Origin of the sequence: Bradyrhizobium sp., from assembly GCF_049581145.1 — a bacterium.
Classification (GTDB): domain Bacteria; phylum Pseudomonadota; class Alphaproteobacteria; order Rhizobiales; family Xanthobacteraceae; genus Bradyrhizobium.
The window spans coordinates 1-15,921 of record NZ_JBAURI010000760.1; the positions used below are offsets into that span (position 1 = coordinate 1).

Consider the following 15,921-nt stretch of genomic DNA (forward strand, 5'->3'; position numbering starts at 1 on the left):
CTTTGGTCGGGTCCGCTTCGTCCATGTAGAAGAAGTGTGTCATGACCGGCCGCACGGGTTTTTTGCTCTTGTCGTCCGGCGTCATCGTCACGATGCCGCGAAACAACTTGAGCGGGCCGCCGTCCCAGTATTCGGTGACGTCGTGCAGGGCAGTGAAACCGGTATCGATGAAGGCGCGCAGATTGTTCCGGATGGTCTCCCGTCCGTGCCAGTCGGCGACGCCGAGGTTGCAGATCGCATCCTCGACGAAACAGTCGAAACCCCTGCCGAAGGTCTTGTCGTCGATCTCCTTCCAGAAATCCAACAGCCATTGCGGGGCCTGCTTCTTCGTGAAGGTCAAGGTGTTTGCTTGGTCGGTCATGACCGATCTCCTCGTCTTTGCGGCATTGACGCCGAGGGCTGCGGGCGATGCCGCCACGCCATCTCCGCGTCGATGATGTCCATTTAGGCCGGGATGGCTGCGGGAGAGCGCCAATTGTCCCTCGTTTCCCGCCAAGGCCATTGTCACGCCCGGATGGTTGGTCGTCATGGAACGACAATCCCGAGCTTCATGGCCACGCGCCGGGCGGTCGCTTCCCGCTGCGCGGTGATGCCGGCAACCGATTGGCGCGCGCTTGCGACAATGGGGCAGGTGCGGTGTCGGGAATGCCGCTGTCAAACGGCGGTTCGGGTGCATACGCCATGTGAAGTTGGATCGCGCGTGCCGTGTCGTCGCCGCGCAGGTTGGCCGCGAGCCGCAGCGCGCCGTCGATTCCTGCGGTGACGCCAGCGGCAAATACCCAGTTGCCGTCGACGACCACCCTTTGGTTCAAATGGGTCTCTTCCGGAATCATGCGCATCTCCTGGTCGCGTCTTCGGGATGGACAAGGCCAGGCTAGCCGGGCATGTTTTGGCCGAAATGCCAAAACACCCTCGTTTTCAGCCAACCGCGTCGCGTGTCATCGAAGTGCTCGCCTACCCGTCGGTGCAGCTGCTCGACGTGACCGGGCCATCCCAGGTGTTTGCGTCAACCAATGATGTCGTCGCCGAGGCGGGCGACGCAACGCCGCCCTACGAGCTACGCGTCGTCTCTCGGGCCGGTCTTGGCGTCGCCGCATCGGCCGGGGTGGGGCTTGCCACCGTGCCGTTGCCCCCGGTCGGAACGCCCTTGGACACGCTCGTGATCGCGGGCGGCCCGGGCGTCGAGGCCGCAATTGCCGATCCGGCGCTGGTCGATTGGATCAGGCTGCGCGCCAAGGACGCCCGCCGCGTCGCCTCGGTTTGCACCGGCGCGTTCCTGCTGGCGGCTTCGGGCGTGCTGGACGGCAGGCGGGTGGCGACGCACTGGTCGCTTGCTGCTGAACTTGCGCGGCGCTTTCCGGCGATCCACGTCGAGCCAGATCCGATTTTCGTGCGCGATGGTCGGGTCTGGACCTCCGCGGGCGTGACATCCGGCATCGATCTGGCGCTGGCGCTGGTCGAGGAGGACCTGGGTCACGCGACCGCGCTTGCCGTGGCGCGTTACCTCGTCGTCTTTCTCAAGCGTCCGGGCGGCCAGGCGCAATTCTCGACCGCGCTCGCGCTGCAGGCAGCCGACGACAGATTCGGCGCGCTGCACGCCTGGGTCGACAAGCATCTCTCCGAGGAGATCTCGCTGTCGGCACTGGCGCGTCAGGCCGGGATGAGTGAACGCAGTTTCAGCCGGCGCTACACCGAGGCAACCGGAATGACGCCTGCGCGCGCCGTCGAGCGGCTGCGTGTCGAAGCGGCGCGTCGGCTGCTGCTGGAGTCGCGCCAGCCCGTGAAGCGAATCTCGCAGCGTTGCGGCTTCGGCTCGGAAGAAACCATGCGCCGCAGTTTCCTGCGGCTGCTCGCGGTCACGCCGCAGGACTACCGCGCCCGTTTTCGTGCGTAGCGCGTGAGCCGGAAAAAGCGCATCTCCGGCGACGACCCGAAGAGTGCGCAGCGGGTTTTCCGCGCGATGAAACGCGTTTGAGCGGAGCTCGGGCTCAATCGAACCCCAGGCTTCGGTAAACAAGATCACAAGCAAAAACCTACATTGCGACAGGCGCCGCTAATCCGATTCGAATGACTGGCCGTCAAGATCAATGCTCGATGAACCATCCGGGCAAGGTTTGGGGTCAACATGCTTGCGAACCGACGTAGAAGCGAACGGCGCCTGTGCAGGAGAGTAGCGAAAATCCAGTGCGGCGGGTCGTTGCCGCGCGACTGCACGATCACGGACGTCTCTGCCGGCGGCGTCAAGGTGGTCGCGGAATTCGTGGAAGTTCCGGCGCATTTCACCATCATTTTCGGCCCCGATCATCAGCGCCAATGCCGCCTGGCGTGGCGGATCGGTTTCGAATTCGGCGCTGAGTTTCTCGATTAGCCCAAAGTTTGGTTAGCTATGACGCCCTGCGGCGCTCGGGGCGTGCCTTCTTACCCAGCTTCTTCAGCAGCGGCGACAGGAACGAACCCTTGGGCTTGGTCAATTCGCCGAGCCCTGTCAGGTGTTCGGCGATCCTTCGAAACATCTGGGTGATGCGGTGGCCCGCGGAGATTTCCGCGATCATCTGGCCGTTGTTCGCGGCTGTGCCGAACATCCTGGAATCGAATGGAATGGCTGCGATCGGCTGGCTCTCGATCGCCTTGGCAAAACCGCGGACGTCGATTTCCGGCCGCTTGTGCATGCCGACCTGATTGAGACAATAGAGCGGCGGCCGGTCGTTGGGCCGCGTCGATTTCAGCACGCTCAACATGTTCTTGGCGTTGCGCAGATTGGCGAGGTCGGGTTCGGCAACGATCAGGATTTCGTCGGCGTTCATCAGGGCCCGCTTGGTCCATCCCGACCACTGGTGGGGAATGTCGAGCACGATGCAGGGGGTGGTCATGCGCAATGTATCGAAAATGGCATCGAACGCTTCGGCGCCGAAATCATAGACCCGCTCGAGCGACGCCGGCGCCGCCAGCAGGCTCAGGTGGTCGGTGCATTTCGCCAGCAGGCGCTCGATCATGGCGGTGTCGGGCCGATCCGGCTGGAACACCGCGTTGGCGATGCTCTGCAACGGATCCTGATTGTAGTCGAGGCTGGCCGTGCCGAAGGCGAGGTCGAGATCGATCACGACGGAATCCTGCGCCAGATCCCGCGCGATCATCCATGCCAGATTGTGCGCGATGGTCGAGGCGCCGACGCCCCCCTTGGCGCCGACCACGGCGATGATCCTGCCGGTCGTGACCGCCTCCGCCGCCGAGAACAGACCGCAAATCGAGCGCACGACGTCGAGCGTCTCGACCGGTCCGATGACGTAGTCGTTGACGCCGCGCCGGACCAGTTCGCGATAGGGTGCGTCGTCGGATTCGCTGCCAATCACGACTACGCGGGTGCCGGGATCGCAGACGGTCGCGAGTTGATCGAGGCCGTCCAGGATGTCGCCGCCGGCCTCGGATTCCAGGACGATCACATTGGGCGTGGGCATCGAGCCGTAGGTTTCGATGGCAGCCTCGATGCCGCCCATCTTCGTCGTCAGATGGGCCTTGCTGAGGCGGCGGTCTTCACCCGCCGATTTGACGGCGGCTGCGGTTGCCGCGGTGACGCAAAAGGCCTGCACCGATACCCGAGGTACGGGCGCGATGTACTCGCCTGTGCGGTTCGGCGTGCGAGCTGCGGTTGCGTCGGGCTTGTGATCGGCGGGTCTGGTCATTTTCCGGAATCGCTGAGTTTGGCTTTTTCGGCTTCGGGATAGGTGGTCGCGGAGGTTTCGCCCTTGCGATACTTTTCGAATGCTTCGGTGCGCCGCGCCGTATAGGCGTAGGTCTCGGGGCGCGGCTGTTCGAGGTCGGCCGGATTGTCGATCATCGCCGCCAGGTTGCGCTGGTTGGCGCAACCGAAATTGAAGTAGGACTTGTTGTCGCTGTAGTTGCGGTCAAGGATGGAAGGGCCGAGATCCTCCGGCCATTGTCCGCAGGGGCCGGCAACCGCGGCGATTTTCGGATAGCTGAGCCTGATCGTCGGCAGCTCTTGCGGGTCCTCGGGGCGGTAATGACGCAGCACGATTCCGCGCGAGGGGACGCCGCCTTCCGCCAGCACGACCTCGATGGCCCGGAATGCCGATGCCGCCGCGCGCGCGTTGGGGGCGTCGACCGGCACGCTGGCCACGATCGCGCCGGTCCCTTCGCGCGCCCATGAGCGTGCCAGTCCCATCACGTCGGCGCGCTGCGATGCGGACAGGCCGCCGCGTCCGCGTCCGACGAATACCACGATGGAATGATTGGCTTCCTCGACTGCGATGGGGTGGCGTAGCCGGTAGTCGTCAGGGACGCTCGCCGTGACGACCTCTCCGCTGGTGGTGTTGCAGGCGCCCAGCGCGACTGAAATCCCGACCAGCGCGCCCAGACTGCGCAGGCGTCGATGGCGATCGACCGTTGTCTTCTCTCGCATGGTTCCGTGCCCCCACATCATTGATCGGTCAGCGCATCTCAATCGATGATGAAGCCGAAGCTGCATTTGCAATTTGCGACCGGGTCGTTGCGTCCGGCGATGCCGTAAGTTCGGTTGATTTGAGCGAGCAGGGCGGATTGGGCATCGGAGGCCGGCGCAAATCCGTCGTCCGGGCGCGACAACTCCTTCTGCGCGACGGCGCGGACGATGTAGGGGGTCACCAGGACGACCAGCTCGGTTTCGTTGTTGATGAAGTCCTGGCTGCGGAACAGCTGTCCGAGTATGGGCAACGAATCCACACCGGGCATTCCGTTGATGGCCTGCTTGGTCTGCTGCTGGATCAGGCCCGCCATCGCGATCGAGCCGCCGGACGGGATCTCCAGCGTGGTTTCCGCGCGGCGGGTCTTGATCGAGGGAATCGTGGTTCCACCGGCACCGCCGGTCAACGCGTTTTCGCTCGAGACTTCCGACACTTCCGTCATCACCCGAAGGCTGATCCGTCCCTCGGTCAGGACCACCGGCGTGAAGTTGAGCGAGATGCCGAATTTCTTGTAGCTGACCGTCTGGACGCATTGCCCGATCGCGCCGGCCGTCGTCGTCTGACAGGTCACGCCGGTCGGAATCGGAAATTCGCCGCCTGAGATGAAGGTCGCGGACTCGCCCGATATCGCCGTCAAATTCGGCTCGGCCAGCGTCCGCACGACGCCGGCGCTTTCCATGGCGCGCAGCGTTGCCTGCACCGACGAGTTGGAGCCGACCGACCCGGTCAGGCCGTTGCCGGAGACTAGCGGCCCATTGTTTGCGGTGAACGGATTGCTGTTGTTGAAGTTCACGACCGCGGTGCCGTAGCTCAGGCTGGCGGCGAGGTCGATGCCCATCTGCTTGATGATGCTGCGGCTCACTTCGGCAAGCGTGACCTTCAGCATCACCTGATCGCGCCCCCGGACGGTGATCGAGTTCACGACCTTGTCGGCGCCACCCGTCAGCCGCGCCGCGAGATCTCCTGCCTGCTGCGCCTCGACCGGAGTGGCGACCGAGCCGGTCAGCATCACGCCATCGCCGACGCCCTCGATCTGGACTCCCGGCACGCTTTGGCTGAGGGCCGCGCGCACGCCATTGAGGTCGCGCTTGATCGCGATGTCATAAGAGACGATCTGCTGACCGTCGGCATCGAAGAACACCACATTGGTTTGGCCGACCGCCGAGCCGATGATATAGGCGCGCTGCGCCGAACGGATCACGGCGTTGGCGATCTTGGGGTCGGCGACCAGCACGTCCTTGGCGTCGCGCGGCAAGTCGATCACGACGGATTTGCCGATACCAAGTGCTAGAAAGCGGGTTTTCGCCGCCGAAACGATTGGTGTCGCCGTGGCGTCTGCCGCTATCGCAGGCGCGAGCGCAGGATTGAGGGTCAGCGCAACAGCGGCTGAGAACGACAGCGCGCGAACCATCAGGATGCGCAGCACCGGCTTGTTGTCCCTGCATGTCATATCGGATATCCCCTTGGCCGCTTCTCTGCCGTCGTCGAAATGGCTGTGCCGTGTCGGCCGGCATTGACGCTTGCGCCGGGTTCGGCGCCGATCTCGTCGGTGATGTTCTCGGCCGAACTGCGATCGGTGCCGCTGCGCTGCGCCAGCGAACGCATGCCGGTCGATCGCGCGTGATTGCTGCGGCGATGAGAAGTGGTGTGTCGAGGAGGCGAAGCCCAGATTGGGAGCGGCGCCCGCTTGGTCGTCATGCGCTTGATTCCGCGCGCAAGACGAGCGGTGATGCCGCCGGCGCCGGGAGCGACGATCAGGAACTCGATACTGGCAGTACTCATACGCTTTCTGCTCTATGCCGGGAGGTCTGAGCCGATAGAGCGGTGACAGCCTTTCCCTCATGCAGAACTAGCCAGCAAAAGTATAAGGGAACTTGCAGACCGAGGACTTTGCAGAAAGCAATTCAGAGTTTTGGCTGCATGGTGAACAGATTGTTAGCGTCGACCAGCGCGCCTATCGCACGATTTCCCGCGCTGGTTGATCGCTGCCGCAGGCCGGATCAAAACGCCCGCGATGAGCCGGTCGGTAGTTGTGCGTTCGGTAGTTGTGCGTAGAGCAGGTCGCCGTGCAGCCGATGCCCTCGCTTGGCCCGATCATGTGCGAACTCCCGCGCCGCCGATTCGGCTGATCCGGTTCATTCGACCTGGTACGACGATAGGCTATGCGGCATTGAACGCCGCAAATCCCTGTTCGAGATCGGCCTTGAGGTCTTCGACATTCTCGAGCCCGATGTGAAGCCGCAGCGTCGGTCCGCCCGGCGCCCATTGGGTCGCGGTTCGGTAATCCGCGCAATCGAACGGGATCGCGAGGCTTTCAAAGCCGCCCCAGGAATAACCCATGCCGAACAGTTGGAGGCTGTCGAGCATGGCGTCGACCGCGGCCTGCGGCTTTGGCTGCAACACGATGCTGAACAGCCCGCAGGCGCCGGTGAAGTCGCGTTTCCAGATCGCGTGACCGGGATCGCCGGCGAGCGCGGGATGCAGCACCCTGGTGACCTCCGGCCGCGTCGAGAGCCAGTTCGCCACCTCGAGGCCGGAGCGGTAGTGCTGCGCCAGCCGGACGGCGAGCGTGCGCAGGCCACGCAACGCGAGAAACACGTCGTCCGGTCCGGCGCAGATGCCGAGCACGCGGATCGCTTCCGAGATGATCGGCCACGCCGCTGTGTTGGCGGCGATCGTTCCGAACATGATGTCGGAATGGCCGCCGATATATTTGGTGCCGGCCTGCATGCTGATGTCGACGCCATGCTCCAGCGAGCGGTGATAGAGCGCCGTCGCCCAGGTGTTGTCGTCGATGACGAGCGCGCCATGGGCATGCGCGACGGCGGCAATCGCCGGAATGTCCGGCATTTCGAAGGTTTGCGAGCCGGGGGCCTCGACCAGGATCACCCTGGTGTTCGGCTTGAACAGTTTTTCGACGTCCGCGCCGATCAGGGGATCGAAATAGGTGGTCTCGATGCCATAGCGGGCCAGCATGCCGCTGCAGAAGATGCGCGTCGGCCGGTAGGCGTTGTCGCAGACCAGGATATGATCGCCGGCCTTGGCGACCGCGAGCAGGGTGGTGGAGATCGCCGCAAGGCCCGAAGGAGCCAGGCCCACGCCCGCGCATTGCGGCCCCTCGAGCGCCACCAGGGCCTCCTGCAGCGCCCTGGTCGTCGGCGTGCCGAGGCGGCCATACTGGAATTCGCCGCGATGGGCATGGAGGTCCGCGGCCGTGGGATAGAGCACGGTGGAACCGTGCACCACGGCCGGATTGACAAAACCGCGCTGCGCCTTGGCGTCGCGGCCTGCCGTCACCAGCCGGGTTTCAGCCTTGGCTTCAGCCTTGGGCGGGTTCGATGCTCCGGAGCCGTCTGAAGAGACCATGCGCATCCCGCCGAAGAGTTTTGTCGCAGCGCTGACCGCCTGCACCGTGCCCCGTTTGGGCCGGCATGGTTAATAGCAGGCCAGAGAACAGGCACGTCAACCCCTTGACCCGGCTCGCCAGTCGTTCTGTGATGTGGCCGAGCTATTCCGTCGCCGCACGTTGAGGGGCCTGCCGCGATCTTCGATCCCATTGCTTGACCGGTTTGCGCTATGCTCCTGATTTGGAGGATGGCGCCTGCCGGCCGAGGGATTGCAGGCTTGTGATCACAGGCTTGAAATTGCAGGCTTGGGCCCAGCAGACGTTAAGCGCGGAAAAGCCAATGTTCCCCGGACGATTTCGAAGGACCGACTTCGAAATACGGACCTCGAAAAGACCGACCTCGAAAGGCCTTGCCCATGAAACGCGTATCTCTGGTTTTCACCCTTGCCCTCGCCGCCGGTATCTCGGCCCAGTCCGCCCATGCGGACACGCTCAAGACGGTCAAGGACCGGGGCATGCTGTCCTGCGGGGTGAGCCAGGGCCTGCCGGGCTTTTCCTCGCCGGACGACAAGGGCAACTGGACCGGACTCGATGTCGACGTCTGCCGCGCGATTGCGGCTGTGATCTTCGACGATCCGAGCAAAGTCAAATTCGTGCCGCTGTCGGCAAAGGACCGGTTCACGGCGCTGCAATCTGGCGAAATCGACGTGCTTTCGCGCAACACCACCTGGACGCTGTCCCGCGACGCCTCGCTCGGCGCCAATTTTACCGGCGTGACCTATTATGACGGGCAGGGCTTCCTGGTGAAGAAGTCGCTGAAGGTGAACTCGGCGCTCGAGCTGAACAGCGCCTCGGTCTGTGTGCAGACCGGCACCACCACGGAGCAGAACCTCGCCGACTACTTCAAGGGCAACAACATGAAGTATGAGGTGATCGCGTTCACCGGCGCCGACGAGACCGTCAAGGCCTACGAGTCCGGGCGCTGCGACGTCTTCACCTCTGACGTCTCGCAGCTTTATGCCGAGCGGCTGAAACTCTCGAATCCGGCCGACCACGTCGTGCTGCCCGAGGTGATCTCGAAGGAGCCGCTTGGCCCGATGGTGCGCCACGGCGATGATCAGTGGTTCGATATCGTGAAATGGGTGCTGTTCGCGATGATCGATGCCGAAGAAATGGGCGTCAACCAGAAGAACCTCGACGAGATGGCGAAATCGGACAAACCGGATCTGAAACGGGCGTTCGGCACCGACGGCAATCTGGGCGAGCAGCTCGGCCTCACCAACGACTGGTTCTACCGGATCATCAAGGCGGTCGGCAATTACGGCGAGTCGTTCGACCGTAACGTCGGCTCGGGCTCCAAGCTTCAGATCGCCCGCGGGCTTAACCAGCTCTGGAACAAGGGCGGCATCCAGTACGCGCCGCCGATCCGCTGATCGCCGCAGAAGCAGCCGCGGCGATGCAAAGCGAATCCCGGTCACCGCCGCCGCAATATGCGTTGCGGCTGAAGCGCGTGCTCGGTGGCCGGGCCGGCTGGGGCGGCTTTGCCCTGCAGGTCGTGTTCGTCGTCGTCCTGATCTGGATCGGCTACGAGATCACAGCCAATGCGCGCGCCAATCTGGAGTCGGAGCGGATCACCTCCGGGTTCGGCTTCCTGCACAACACCGCAGGCTTCGACGTCAGCCAAACCCTGATTCCGTATTCGGGATCCGACACCTACGGCCGCGTGTTCCTGGTCGGGCTGGTCAATACACTGCTGGTTTCCGTCATCGGCATTTTCTTCGCGACCGTGATCGGTTTCATCGTTGCGCTGGGGAGGCTGTCGCCGAACTGGCTGATGTCGCGCGTGGCCGGCGCCTATGTCGAAGGCGTTCGCAACGTGCCGCTCCTGTTCCAGATCCTGTTCTGGTATCTCGCCGTGCTCGCCGCCCTGCCGGTGCCGCGGCAGAGCATTTCACTGTTCGGCAGTTTCTTCCTCAGCAATCGCGGCCTCATCATTCCGCGGCCGATCGCGCAGGTCGGCTTGCAGCCATTTGCGCTCGCTTTGCTGGCGGCGATCGTGGCGTCGGCTCTGCTGCATCACCATGCGCGCCGGCAGCTGTTCGAGGAAGGCAGGTCGATTGTGACCTTGCCCTATGTCATCGGCCTTCTGGTCGGCCTGCCGCTGCTGTCGTCATTGATCTTTGGCGTTCCGGTCACGTTTGAGATCCCCGAACTGCGAGGGTTCAATTTTTCCGGCGGCGCCCGCGTCATCCCTGAATTCGTGGCGCTGACGCTGGCGCTGTCGACTTATACGGCGGCCTTCATCGCCGAGGTCGTGCGGGCGGGTATCCTGTCCGTGCACCGGGGCCAGATGGAGGCCGGCCTGTCGCTCGGTCTTTCGCGCGGTTCGGTGCTGCGGCTGATCGTGGTGCCACAGGCGATGCGCGTGATCCTGCCGCCGCTCACCAACCAGTATCTCAACCTGACCAAGAACTCATCGCTGGCGGTCGCGATCGGCTACCCGGACCTGGTTTCGGTGTTCGCGGGCACGACGCTGAGTCAGACCGGGCAGGCGATCGAGATCATCGCCATCACCATGGGGGTCTATCTCGCGATCTCGCTGCTGACGAGCGCGATCATGAGCTTCTATGGGTGGCGGCTCGGCCGGAGCCTGGCCGCTTGACCAAGCTCGCTGCTTTGTCGTTCGTGCGCAGCGACCTGGTTGCCGAGCGTCCGGCGCCGGTGAAGACCACCGGCTTCATAGGCTTCCTGCGCACGCGCCTGTTCAATTCCCCGACCAACATCCTGCTGACGATCCTGGGCGCGCTCTTGATCTGGTTCACCGTGATCCCCGCGCTCAGATTTCTGCTGGTCGATGCGGTCTGGCACGGCATGGATCGCAATGCCTGCCTGGAGCAGAATGCCGGTCATCCCGTCGGCGCGTGCTGGCCCTATGTCGCGGCGAAGTTCGATCAATTCATCTACGGCTTCTACCCCGAAGCGGCGCGCTGGCGGGTCAACCTGACGTTCATTCTTGCCGCCGTGCTGCTGTGCCCGTTGTTGATCCCGCGCCTGCCGGCGAAGGGACTCAATTCGCTGTTGTTCTTTTTCGCTCTTCCAGTGGTTGCGTTTTTCCTGCTGCATGGTGGCGGCATCAGCGGTGTCGGCGTGAGCTGGACGGCCGGCCTGCTCTCGGGATTTGCCGACGGCATCGCGGGCGCTGGCAGGGCGCTTGCCAATGCCGGCGCATCGGTCCCGGTTGTCGGACCGCTGCTCTGGCTGTTCGGCGAACTCATCGTCCTGATCGGCATGGCGGTCGTTTGGCTGGTCGCGCCGCTCGCATGGCTGCGCGACCAGATTCAGGCTTCCAGCCAGCCGGTCTGGAGCGATTTTGCGATCACGGCCGTGATCGTGTCCGGCCTGTTGTTCTGGCTTGGCGGCGGCCTGCGCAGCGGCCGGCGCGCGCTCGTCACGAGTCTTGCGAGCTTTTCCTGCATGGCGATCGTGATCGCGGCGATGCGGCTCGATCGCGGCGGGCTGCCGATCGTCGACACCAGGCTTTGGGGCGGGCTTCTGGTGACACTGGTCGTCTCCGTCACCGGGATCGCCACCTCAATGCCGATCGGCATCGCACTGGCCCTGGGGCGGCGCTCGACCATCCCACTGATCCGGATCTTTTCGATCGCCTTCATCGAGTTCTGGCGCGGCGTGCCGCTGATCACGGTGCTGTTCTTTGCGACCTACATGCTGCCGCTGTTCCTGCCCGGCAATTTTCGCGTCGATGGATTGGTACGGGCCCTGATCGGGATTGCGCTGTTCGCCGGCGCCTATCAGGCCGAAGTCGTCAGGGGCGGCCTGCAGGCGATTCCACGCGGACAGGACGAGGCGGCAAGCGCGCTCGGGCTGTCCTGGTGGAAGACGACGGCCCTGATCACGCTGCCGCAGGCGCTGCGCCATGTCATACCCGGCCTCGTCAACAGCTTCATCGCGTTGTTCAAGGACACCTCGCTGGTTTCGATCGTCGCGCTGTTCGATCTGCTCGGACAACTCCGGGCGTCCTTCAGCGATCCGAACTGGGCGACGCCGACCACGCTGTTCACCGGATTCGCCTTCTGCGGAATGATCTATTTCGTGTTCTGTTTTGGCATGTCGCGCTATTCGCTGTTCGTCGAACACCGGCTGAACCCGCACAGCCGTTGATCAGGGATCACCATGACCGATAAGACCATTGTCAGCATCGCCGGCCTCAACAAATGGTTCGGCGATTTTCACGTCCTGCGCGACATCGATCTCGAAGTCGTCAAGGGCGAGCGCATCGTGATCTGCGGGCCGTCCGGGTCGGGCAAATCGACGCTGATCCGCTGCATCAATGCGCTGGAAGAGTTTCAGGAAGGCGAGATCACGGTCGACGGCATCGAGCTGGGTCCGAACCTGCGGCGGGTCGATGAGGTCCGGCGCGAGGTCGGCATGGTGTTCCAGAGTTTCAATCTGTTTCCGCATCTGACCGTGCTGGAGAATTGCACACTGGCGCCGATCTGGGTGCGCAACATCCCGCAGAAGGACGCCGAAGCGGCCGCCATGAAATATCTGGAGCGGGTGAAGATCCCGCATCAGGCAGCCAAATATCCGGGCCAGATGTCTGGCGGCCAGCAGCAGCGGGTCGCAATCGCGCGCGCGCTGACCATGAATCCCAAGGTGATGCTGTTTGACGAGCCGACCTCGGCGCTCGATCCGGAAATGGTCAAGGAGGTGCTCGACACCATGGTCGATCTCGCCAGGGACGGCATGACCATGCTGGTCGTGACCCACGAAATGGGATTTGCCAAGGAAGTCGCTAACCGCGTCGTGTTCATGGATGCCGGGCAGATCATCGAAGCCAACACGCCGGCGAACTTCTTCGCCAACCCGCAGCACGCGCGGAGCAAGCTGTTCTTGAGCCAGATCTTGCGGTGATTGGAGCCGGGAACGTTGAGATTTGCTTGCTCACACCTTCACGAACGGCGGCTGGATCTTGCTGCGCTTCTCCAGCCACTCCGGCACCGGCAGCTGCTTCGAGCGCATGAAATCCGGATTGAACAGCTTCGACTGATAGCGGTTGCCGGAATCGCACAGCACCGTGACGATGGTCTTGCCGGGCCCGAGCTGCTTGGCGAGACGGATGGCGCCGGCGACATTGACGCCGGTCGAGCCGCCCAGGCACAGGCCTTCATGTTCGAGCAGTTCGTAGATGATGCGGACGGCTTCCTGATCTGAAATCAGGAAAGCATCGTCGACCTTCGCGGTTTCGATGACCGGCGTCACGCGGCCGATTCCGATGCCTTCCGTGATCGAGTCTCCGGGCGTGGACTTGGCCACGCCGTGCTTGAACCACTCATACATCGCAAAGCCATGCGGATCGGCGCAGGCCGTGACGATGTCCTGGTTCTTTTCCTTCAGATAACGCGTCGTGCCGGCCAGCGTCCCACCGGTGCCGACCGAGCAGACGAAGCCGTCGACCTTGCCGTTCGTCTGGTCCCAGATCTCCGGCCCGGTCGATTCATAATGCGCCTTGGCATTATCGAGGTTGTTCCACTGATCGGCAAACAGCACGCCGTTCGGCTCGGTCTTGCGCAACTGGTCCGCGAGCCGTCGTCCAACATGCTGATAGTTGTTTGGATTGGAAAAGGGCAGCACCGGCAATTCGACCAGTTCGGCGCCGCACAGCCGCAGCATGTCCTTCTTTTCCTGGCTCTGCGTGTCGGGAATCACGATCAGGGTCCGGTAACCGCGCGCGCTCGCAACCACCGCTAGTCCGATGCCGGTATTGCCAGCGGTGGATTCCACCACCAGCCCGCCCGGCTTCAGCTCGCCGCGCTTCTCGGCCTCGAGGATCATCCATTTCCCGGCGCGGTCCTTCACCGACTGGCCGGGATTCATGAATTCGGCCTTGCCGAGAATGTTGCAGCCGGTCGCCTCCGACGCCTGCTTCAGCTTGATGAGCGGGGTGTGGCCGATGGCTTCGACGACGTCGCGATAGGTCATGTCAGGATTGTCCGGAGGCTGCTCCGACGAACGTAGTGGACCGAGGGGACAGGCACAAGGCGCGGCTGATCAGCGCCGCTTGGCAAATACCACCTGGCGGACATCGATATTGCCGGAGCGGAAACCGGCTTCGCAGTACGACAGGTAATACTCCCATAACCGCCGGAACCGGTCGTCGAAACCCGATGGCATCAGATGCGGCCAGGCCTCGCGGAAATTGTTTCGCCAGATCGCCAGCGTCTTGGCATAATCTTGCCCGAAGATGCGCTCGCGGATGACAGGCACGCCGAAGCGATCGCCGAGGGTCTTCAATATCTGGGGCGAGGGCAGCATGCCGCCGGGGAAGACATAGCGCTGGATGAAGTCGACCTCGCGCCGGTAGGTCTGGAACATCGAGTCCTGGATTGTGATCGCCTGGATGCCGGCCAGTCCGCCCGGCAACAACCGGTCGCGCAACTGTGAGAAATATTGCGGCCAGAACTGCTCGCCGACCGCCTCGATCATTTCGATCGAGGCGATCCGGTCGTATCGGTCGCGCTCGTCGCGATAGTCCTGCAGCTTGATTTCGACCTTCCCGGCGAGGCCGGCGTCGTGGATGCGCTTAAGGGCGAAATCGCGCTGCTCCTTGCTGATGGTGAGGCCGACCACGCGGGCGCCGAAGGTCCTGGCGGCGTATTCGGCAAAGCCGCCCCAGCCGCAGCCGATCTCCAGCAGCTTCTGACCCGGTTGCAGATCGATCGCCTCAGCGAGCCGGCGATATTTGTTGTTCTGCGCCGCCGCGAGATCCGGCGTGTGATCCTCGAACAGCGCCGAGGAGTAGGTCATGCTCGGATCGAGCCACGCGGAATAGAAGGCATTGCCGATGTCGTAATGCGCAAAGATGTTGCGGCGCGCCTGACGCCTGGTATTGCGATTGAACCAGTGGCGGACAACCTGGACCAGGCGCATCAAAGGCTTGCTGTGCAGCATCGCCTGTATCAGGTCGTGGTTGACACAGAACAGGTAGAGGAATTGCGTCAGGTCCGGCGTATCCCAGTCGCCGCTGAGATAGGCTTCGGCGATGCCGATGTCGCCGCCATTGATCAGCCGCGAGGCAAAGCCGTAATTGTGCAGCCGCATCGCAGCGGTCGGACCTGGCTCCAGGCCGCCCAGCCGGATCACGCGGCCGTCGGGTGGGGGCAGGGTGACATCAAGCGTCCCGCGCCTGAGTCTCGAACCAAAAGCAAGCGCCAACCGGACCAGACGCGGCAGATCGGCAAGCACGCTCTCAACATTATCGGGAGTTACCGAAATCACATCCGGCATGGCATTTCCATCAACGCAACGGCTCTTGGTCCAAGTCCTTAATGTCCAAACCCCCAACCGAACGGTCGAGTGACGGGTGGAACGCGTTTCGATCCTTCCCTGGAGCCGAGCGCCTCCACGAGCGCTCGGAGCTGGAACTCATATAAGCGCGGCTTTTGCCGCTCGCCAAGCCGTGATCGGCGTCCACCGCATCCGCATGATTAACGCGCGGCACTGGCCGTGCGCCCTTCAGCCAGAGACGAAGCGCTTCCCAGTGGATCGCGGCGACGATCTTGAAGGTGACAAGCGGTAGCAAGAACAATGACCGAAAGAGCTCGGAAGTAGATAGGCCGCGTCGGCGTCCACTGAAGGTTGCCGCAAGCAGCGGACCCTCGCCGTCGGTCTCCAGGATGCGCAATTTGACGCAATCGTCCGGCGGCGAGACACGGAAATGATAGCGCATCGCCATCGCGACGAACGGCGACACATCAAACAGCTTGTCCTGCGCTTGCCGCACTCCGGCCGGACTCATCTCGCTCACGCTGACCGGAAGCACGTAGGCGTGTATCCCGCCAAAAGTGTTGCGGACTTCATAGATCACGAGGACAAGTTGGCCATCGGCCTGGTAGCAGAAATAGACCGAGAGCGGATTGAAAGTGTAGCCGAACAGCCGGGGATAGCACAGCAGCAGTACGCGGCCGCCCGTGAGGTCGACCTCATGTTGCGACGCGCAGCGCTGGGCGTAGGCGCGCAGGGATGAACCGTCGCGGTCGCCGTGATCGGCCTCGTGAAAAGCATAGAGCGCGGCGCGATTGACGCCGAACAGGGGGGACT

15 protein-coding genes and 1 pseudogene are annotated in these 15,921 nt (G+C 63.3%); 6 read left to right on the forward strand and 10 right to left on the reverse strand.

The window, feature by feature from the left end; all coding sequences use genetic code 11:
* Together WCB02_RS24920 and WCB02_RS24925 are read right to left on the reverse strand one after the other, a co-directional pair.
* Positions 1-361 (reverse strand): nuclear transport factor 2 family protein (locus WCB02_RS24920; protein ID WP_423962360.1); only part of this gene is annotated, 361 nt, incomplete at its 3' end.
* Between the two features lie 164 nt (positions 362-525).
* Positions 526-812, reverse strand: a pseudogene (locus tag WCB02_RS24925) (DJ-1/PfpI family protein); the annotation flags it as partial.
* 86 nt (positions 813-898) lie between these two features.
* Between WCB02_RS24925 and WCB02_RS24930 the strand changes: the two are divergent.
* Both WCB02_RS24930 and WCB02_RS24935 read left to right on the forward strand, forming a co-directional pair.
* Positions 899-1,894, forward strand: a complete 996-nt coding sequence (locus WCB02_RS24930) for a GlxA family transcriptional regulator (protein ID WP_423962361.1) — start codon at positions 899-901, stop codon at positions 1,892-1,894.
* Positions 1,895-2,125: 231 nt separating this feature from the next.
* Positions 2,126-2,368, forward strand: coding sequence for a PilZ domain-containing protein (locus WCB02_RS24935; protein ID WP_423962363.1), 243 nt, complete (start codon positions 2,126-2,128; stop codon positions 2,366-2,368).
* Between the two features lie 16 nt (positions 2,369-2,384).
* Here the strand turns inward: WCB02_RS24935 and WCB02_RS24940 are convergent, their stop codons facing one another.
* From WCB02_RS24940 to metC, 5 genes are all read right to left on the reverse strand, one after another.
* On the reverse strand, positions 2,385-3,680 hold the full coding sequence (locus WCB02_RS24940; protein WP_423962364.1) for an AAA family ATPase: 1,296 nt from the start codon (positions 3,678-3,680) through the stop codon (positions 2,385-2,387).
* Entirely contained in the window at positions 3,677-4,417 is a 741-nt protein-coding gene (locus WCB02_RS24945; RefSeq protein WP_423962366.1) for a CpaD family pilus assembly protein, read from the reverse strand. Before WCB02_RS24945 ends, WCB02_RS24940 begins: the two co-directional genes overlap by 4 nt.
* A 38-nt stretch (positions 4,418-4,455) precedes the next feature.
* Positions 4,456-5,907, reverse strand: a complete 1,452-nt coding sequence (locus WCB02_RS24950) for a type II and III secretion system protein family protein (protein ID WP_423962368.1) — start codon at positions 5,905-5,907, stop codon at positions 4,456-4,458.
* Positions 5,904-6,239 carry a hypothetical protein gene (locus WCB02_RS24955; protein ID WP_423962370.1) on the reverse strand — a complete coding sequence of 112 codons (336 nt, stop codon included), beginning with the start codon at positions 6,237-6,239 and terminating at the stop codon, positions 5,904-5,906. The genes WCB02_RS24950 and WCB02_RS24955 overlap by 4 nt, the downstream gene beginning before the upstream one ends.
* 378 nt (positions 6,240-6,617) lie before the next feature.
* Complete coding sequence (gene metC, locus WCB02_RS24960; protein WP_423962372.1) at positions 6,618-7,823, reverse strand: cystathionine beta-lyase; 1,206 nt, start codon at positions 7,821-7,823, stop codon at positions 6,618-6,620.
* Positions 7,824-8,219: 396 nt separating this feature from the next.
* On the opposite strand from metC, the gene WCB02_RS24965 reads away from it, so the two are divergent.
* The 4 genes from WCB02_RS24965 to WCB02_RS24980 are packed head-to-tail and all read left to right on the forward strand — an operon-like array spanning position 8,220 to position 12,735.
* Positions 8,220-9,236: an amino acid ABC transporter substrate-binding protein gene (locus WCB02_RS24965; protein WP_423962374.1), complete on the forward strand. Its 1,017-nt coding sequence runs from the start codon at positions 8,220-8,222 to the stop codon at positions 9,234-9,236.
* Positions 9,237-9,259: 23 nt separating this feature from the next.
* A complete protein-coding gene (locus WCB02_RS24970) occupies positions 9,260-10,465 on the forward strand; it encodes an amino acid ABC transporter permease (protein ID WP_423962376.1) in 1,206 nt (401 codons plus the stop codon).
* On the forward strand, positions 10,462-11,982 hold the full coding sequence (locus WCB02_RS24975; protein ID WP_423962378.1) for an amino acid ABC transporter permease: 1,521 nt from the start codon (positions 10,462-10,464) through the stop codon (positions 11,980-11,982). The genes WCB02_RS24970 and WCB02_RS24975 overlap by 4 nt, the downstream gene beginning before the upstream one ends.
* Positions 11,983-11,994: 12 nt before the next feature.
* Positions 11,995-12,735, forward strand: coding sequence for an amino acid ABC transporter ATP-binding protein (locus WCB02_RS24980; RefSeq protein ID WP_423962379.1), 741 nt, complete (start codon positions 11,995-11,997; stop codon positions 12,733-12,735).
* Between the two features lie 30 nt (positions 12,736-12,765).
* Here WCB02_RS24980 and WCB02_RS24985 read toward each other — a convergent pair whose 3' ends face one another.
* The 3 genes from WCB02_RS24985 to WCB02_RS24995 all read right to left on the reverse strand — a co-directional run.
* The gene (locus tag WCB02_RS24985) at positions 12,766-13,803 is read right to left on the reverse strand and encodes a cysteine synthase A (RefSeq protein WP_423962380.1); all 1,038 of its coding nucleotides are present in this window, start codon (positions 13,801-13,803) and stop codon (positions 12,766-12,768) included.
* 69 nt (positions 13,804-13,872) lie between these two features.
* Positions 13,873-15,108, reverse strand: a complete 1,236-nt coding sequence (locus tag WCB02_RS24990; RefSeq protein ID WP_423962381.1) for a class I SAM-dependent methyltransferase — start codon at positions 15,106-15,108, stop codon at positions 13,873-13,875.
* Positions 15,109-15,118: 10 nt separating this feature from the next.
* Positions 15,119-15,921 (reverse strand): DUF1365 domain-containing protein (locus WCB02_RS24995; protein WP_423962383.1); only part of this gene is annotated, 803 nt, incomplete at its 5' end.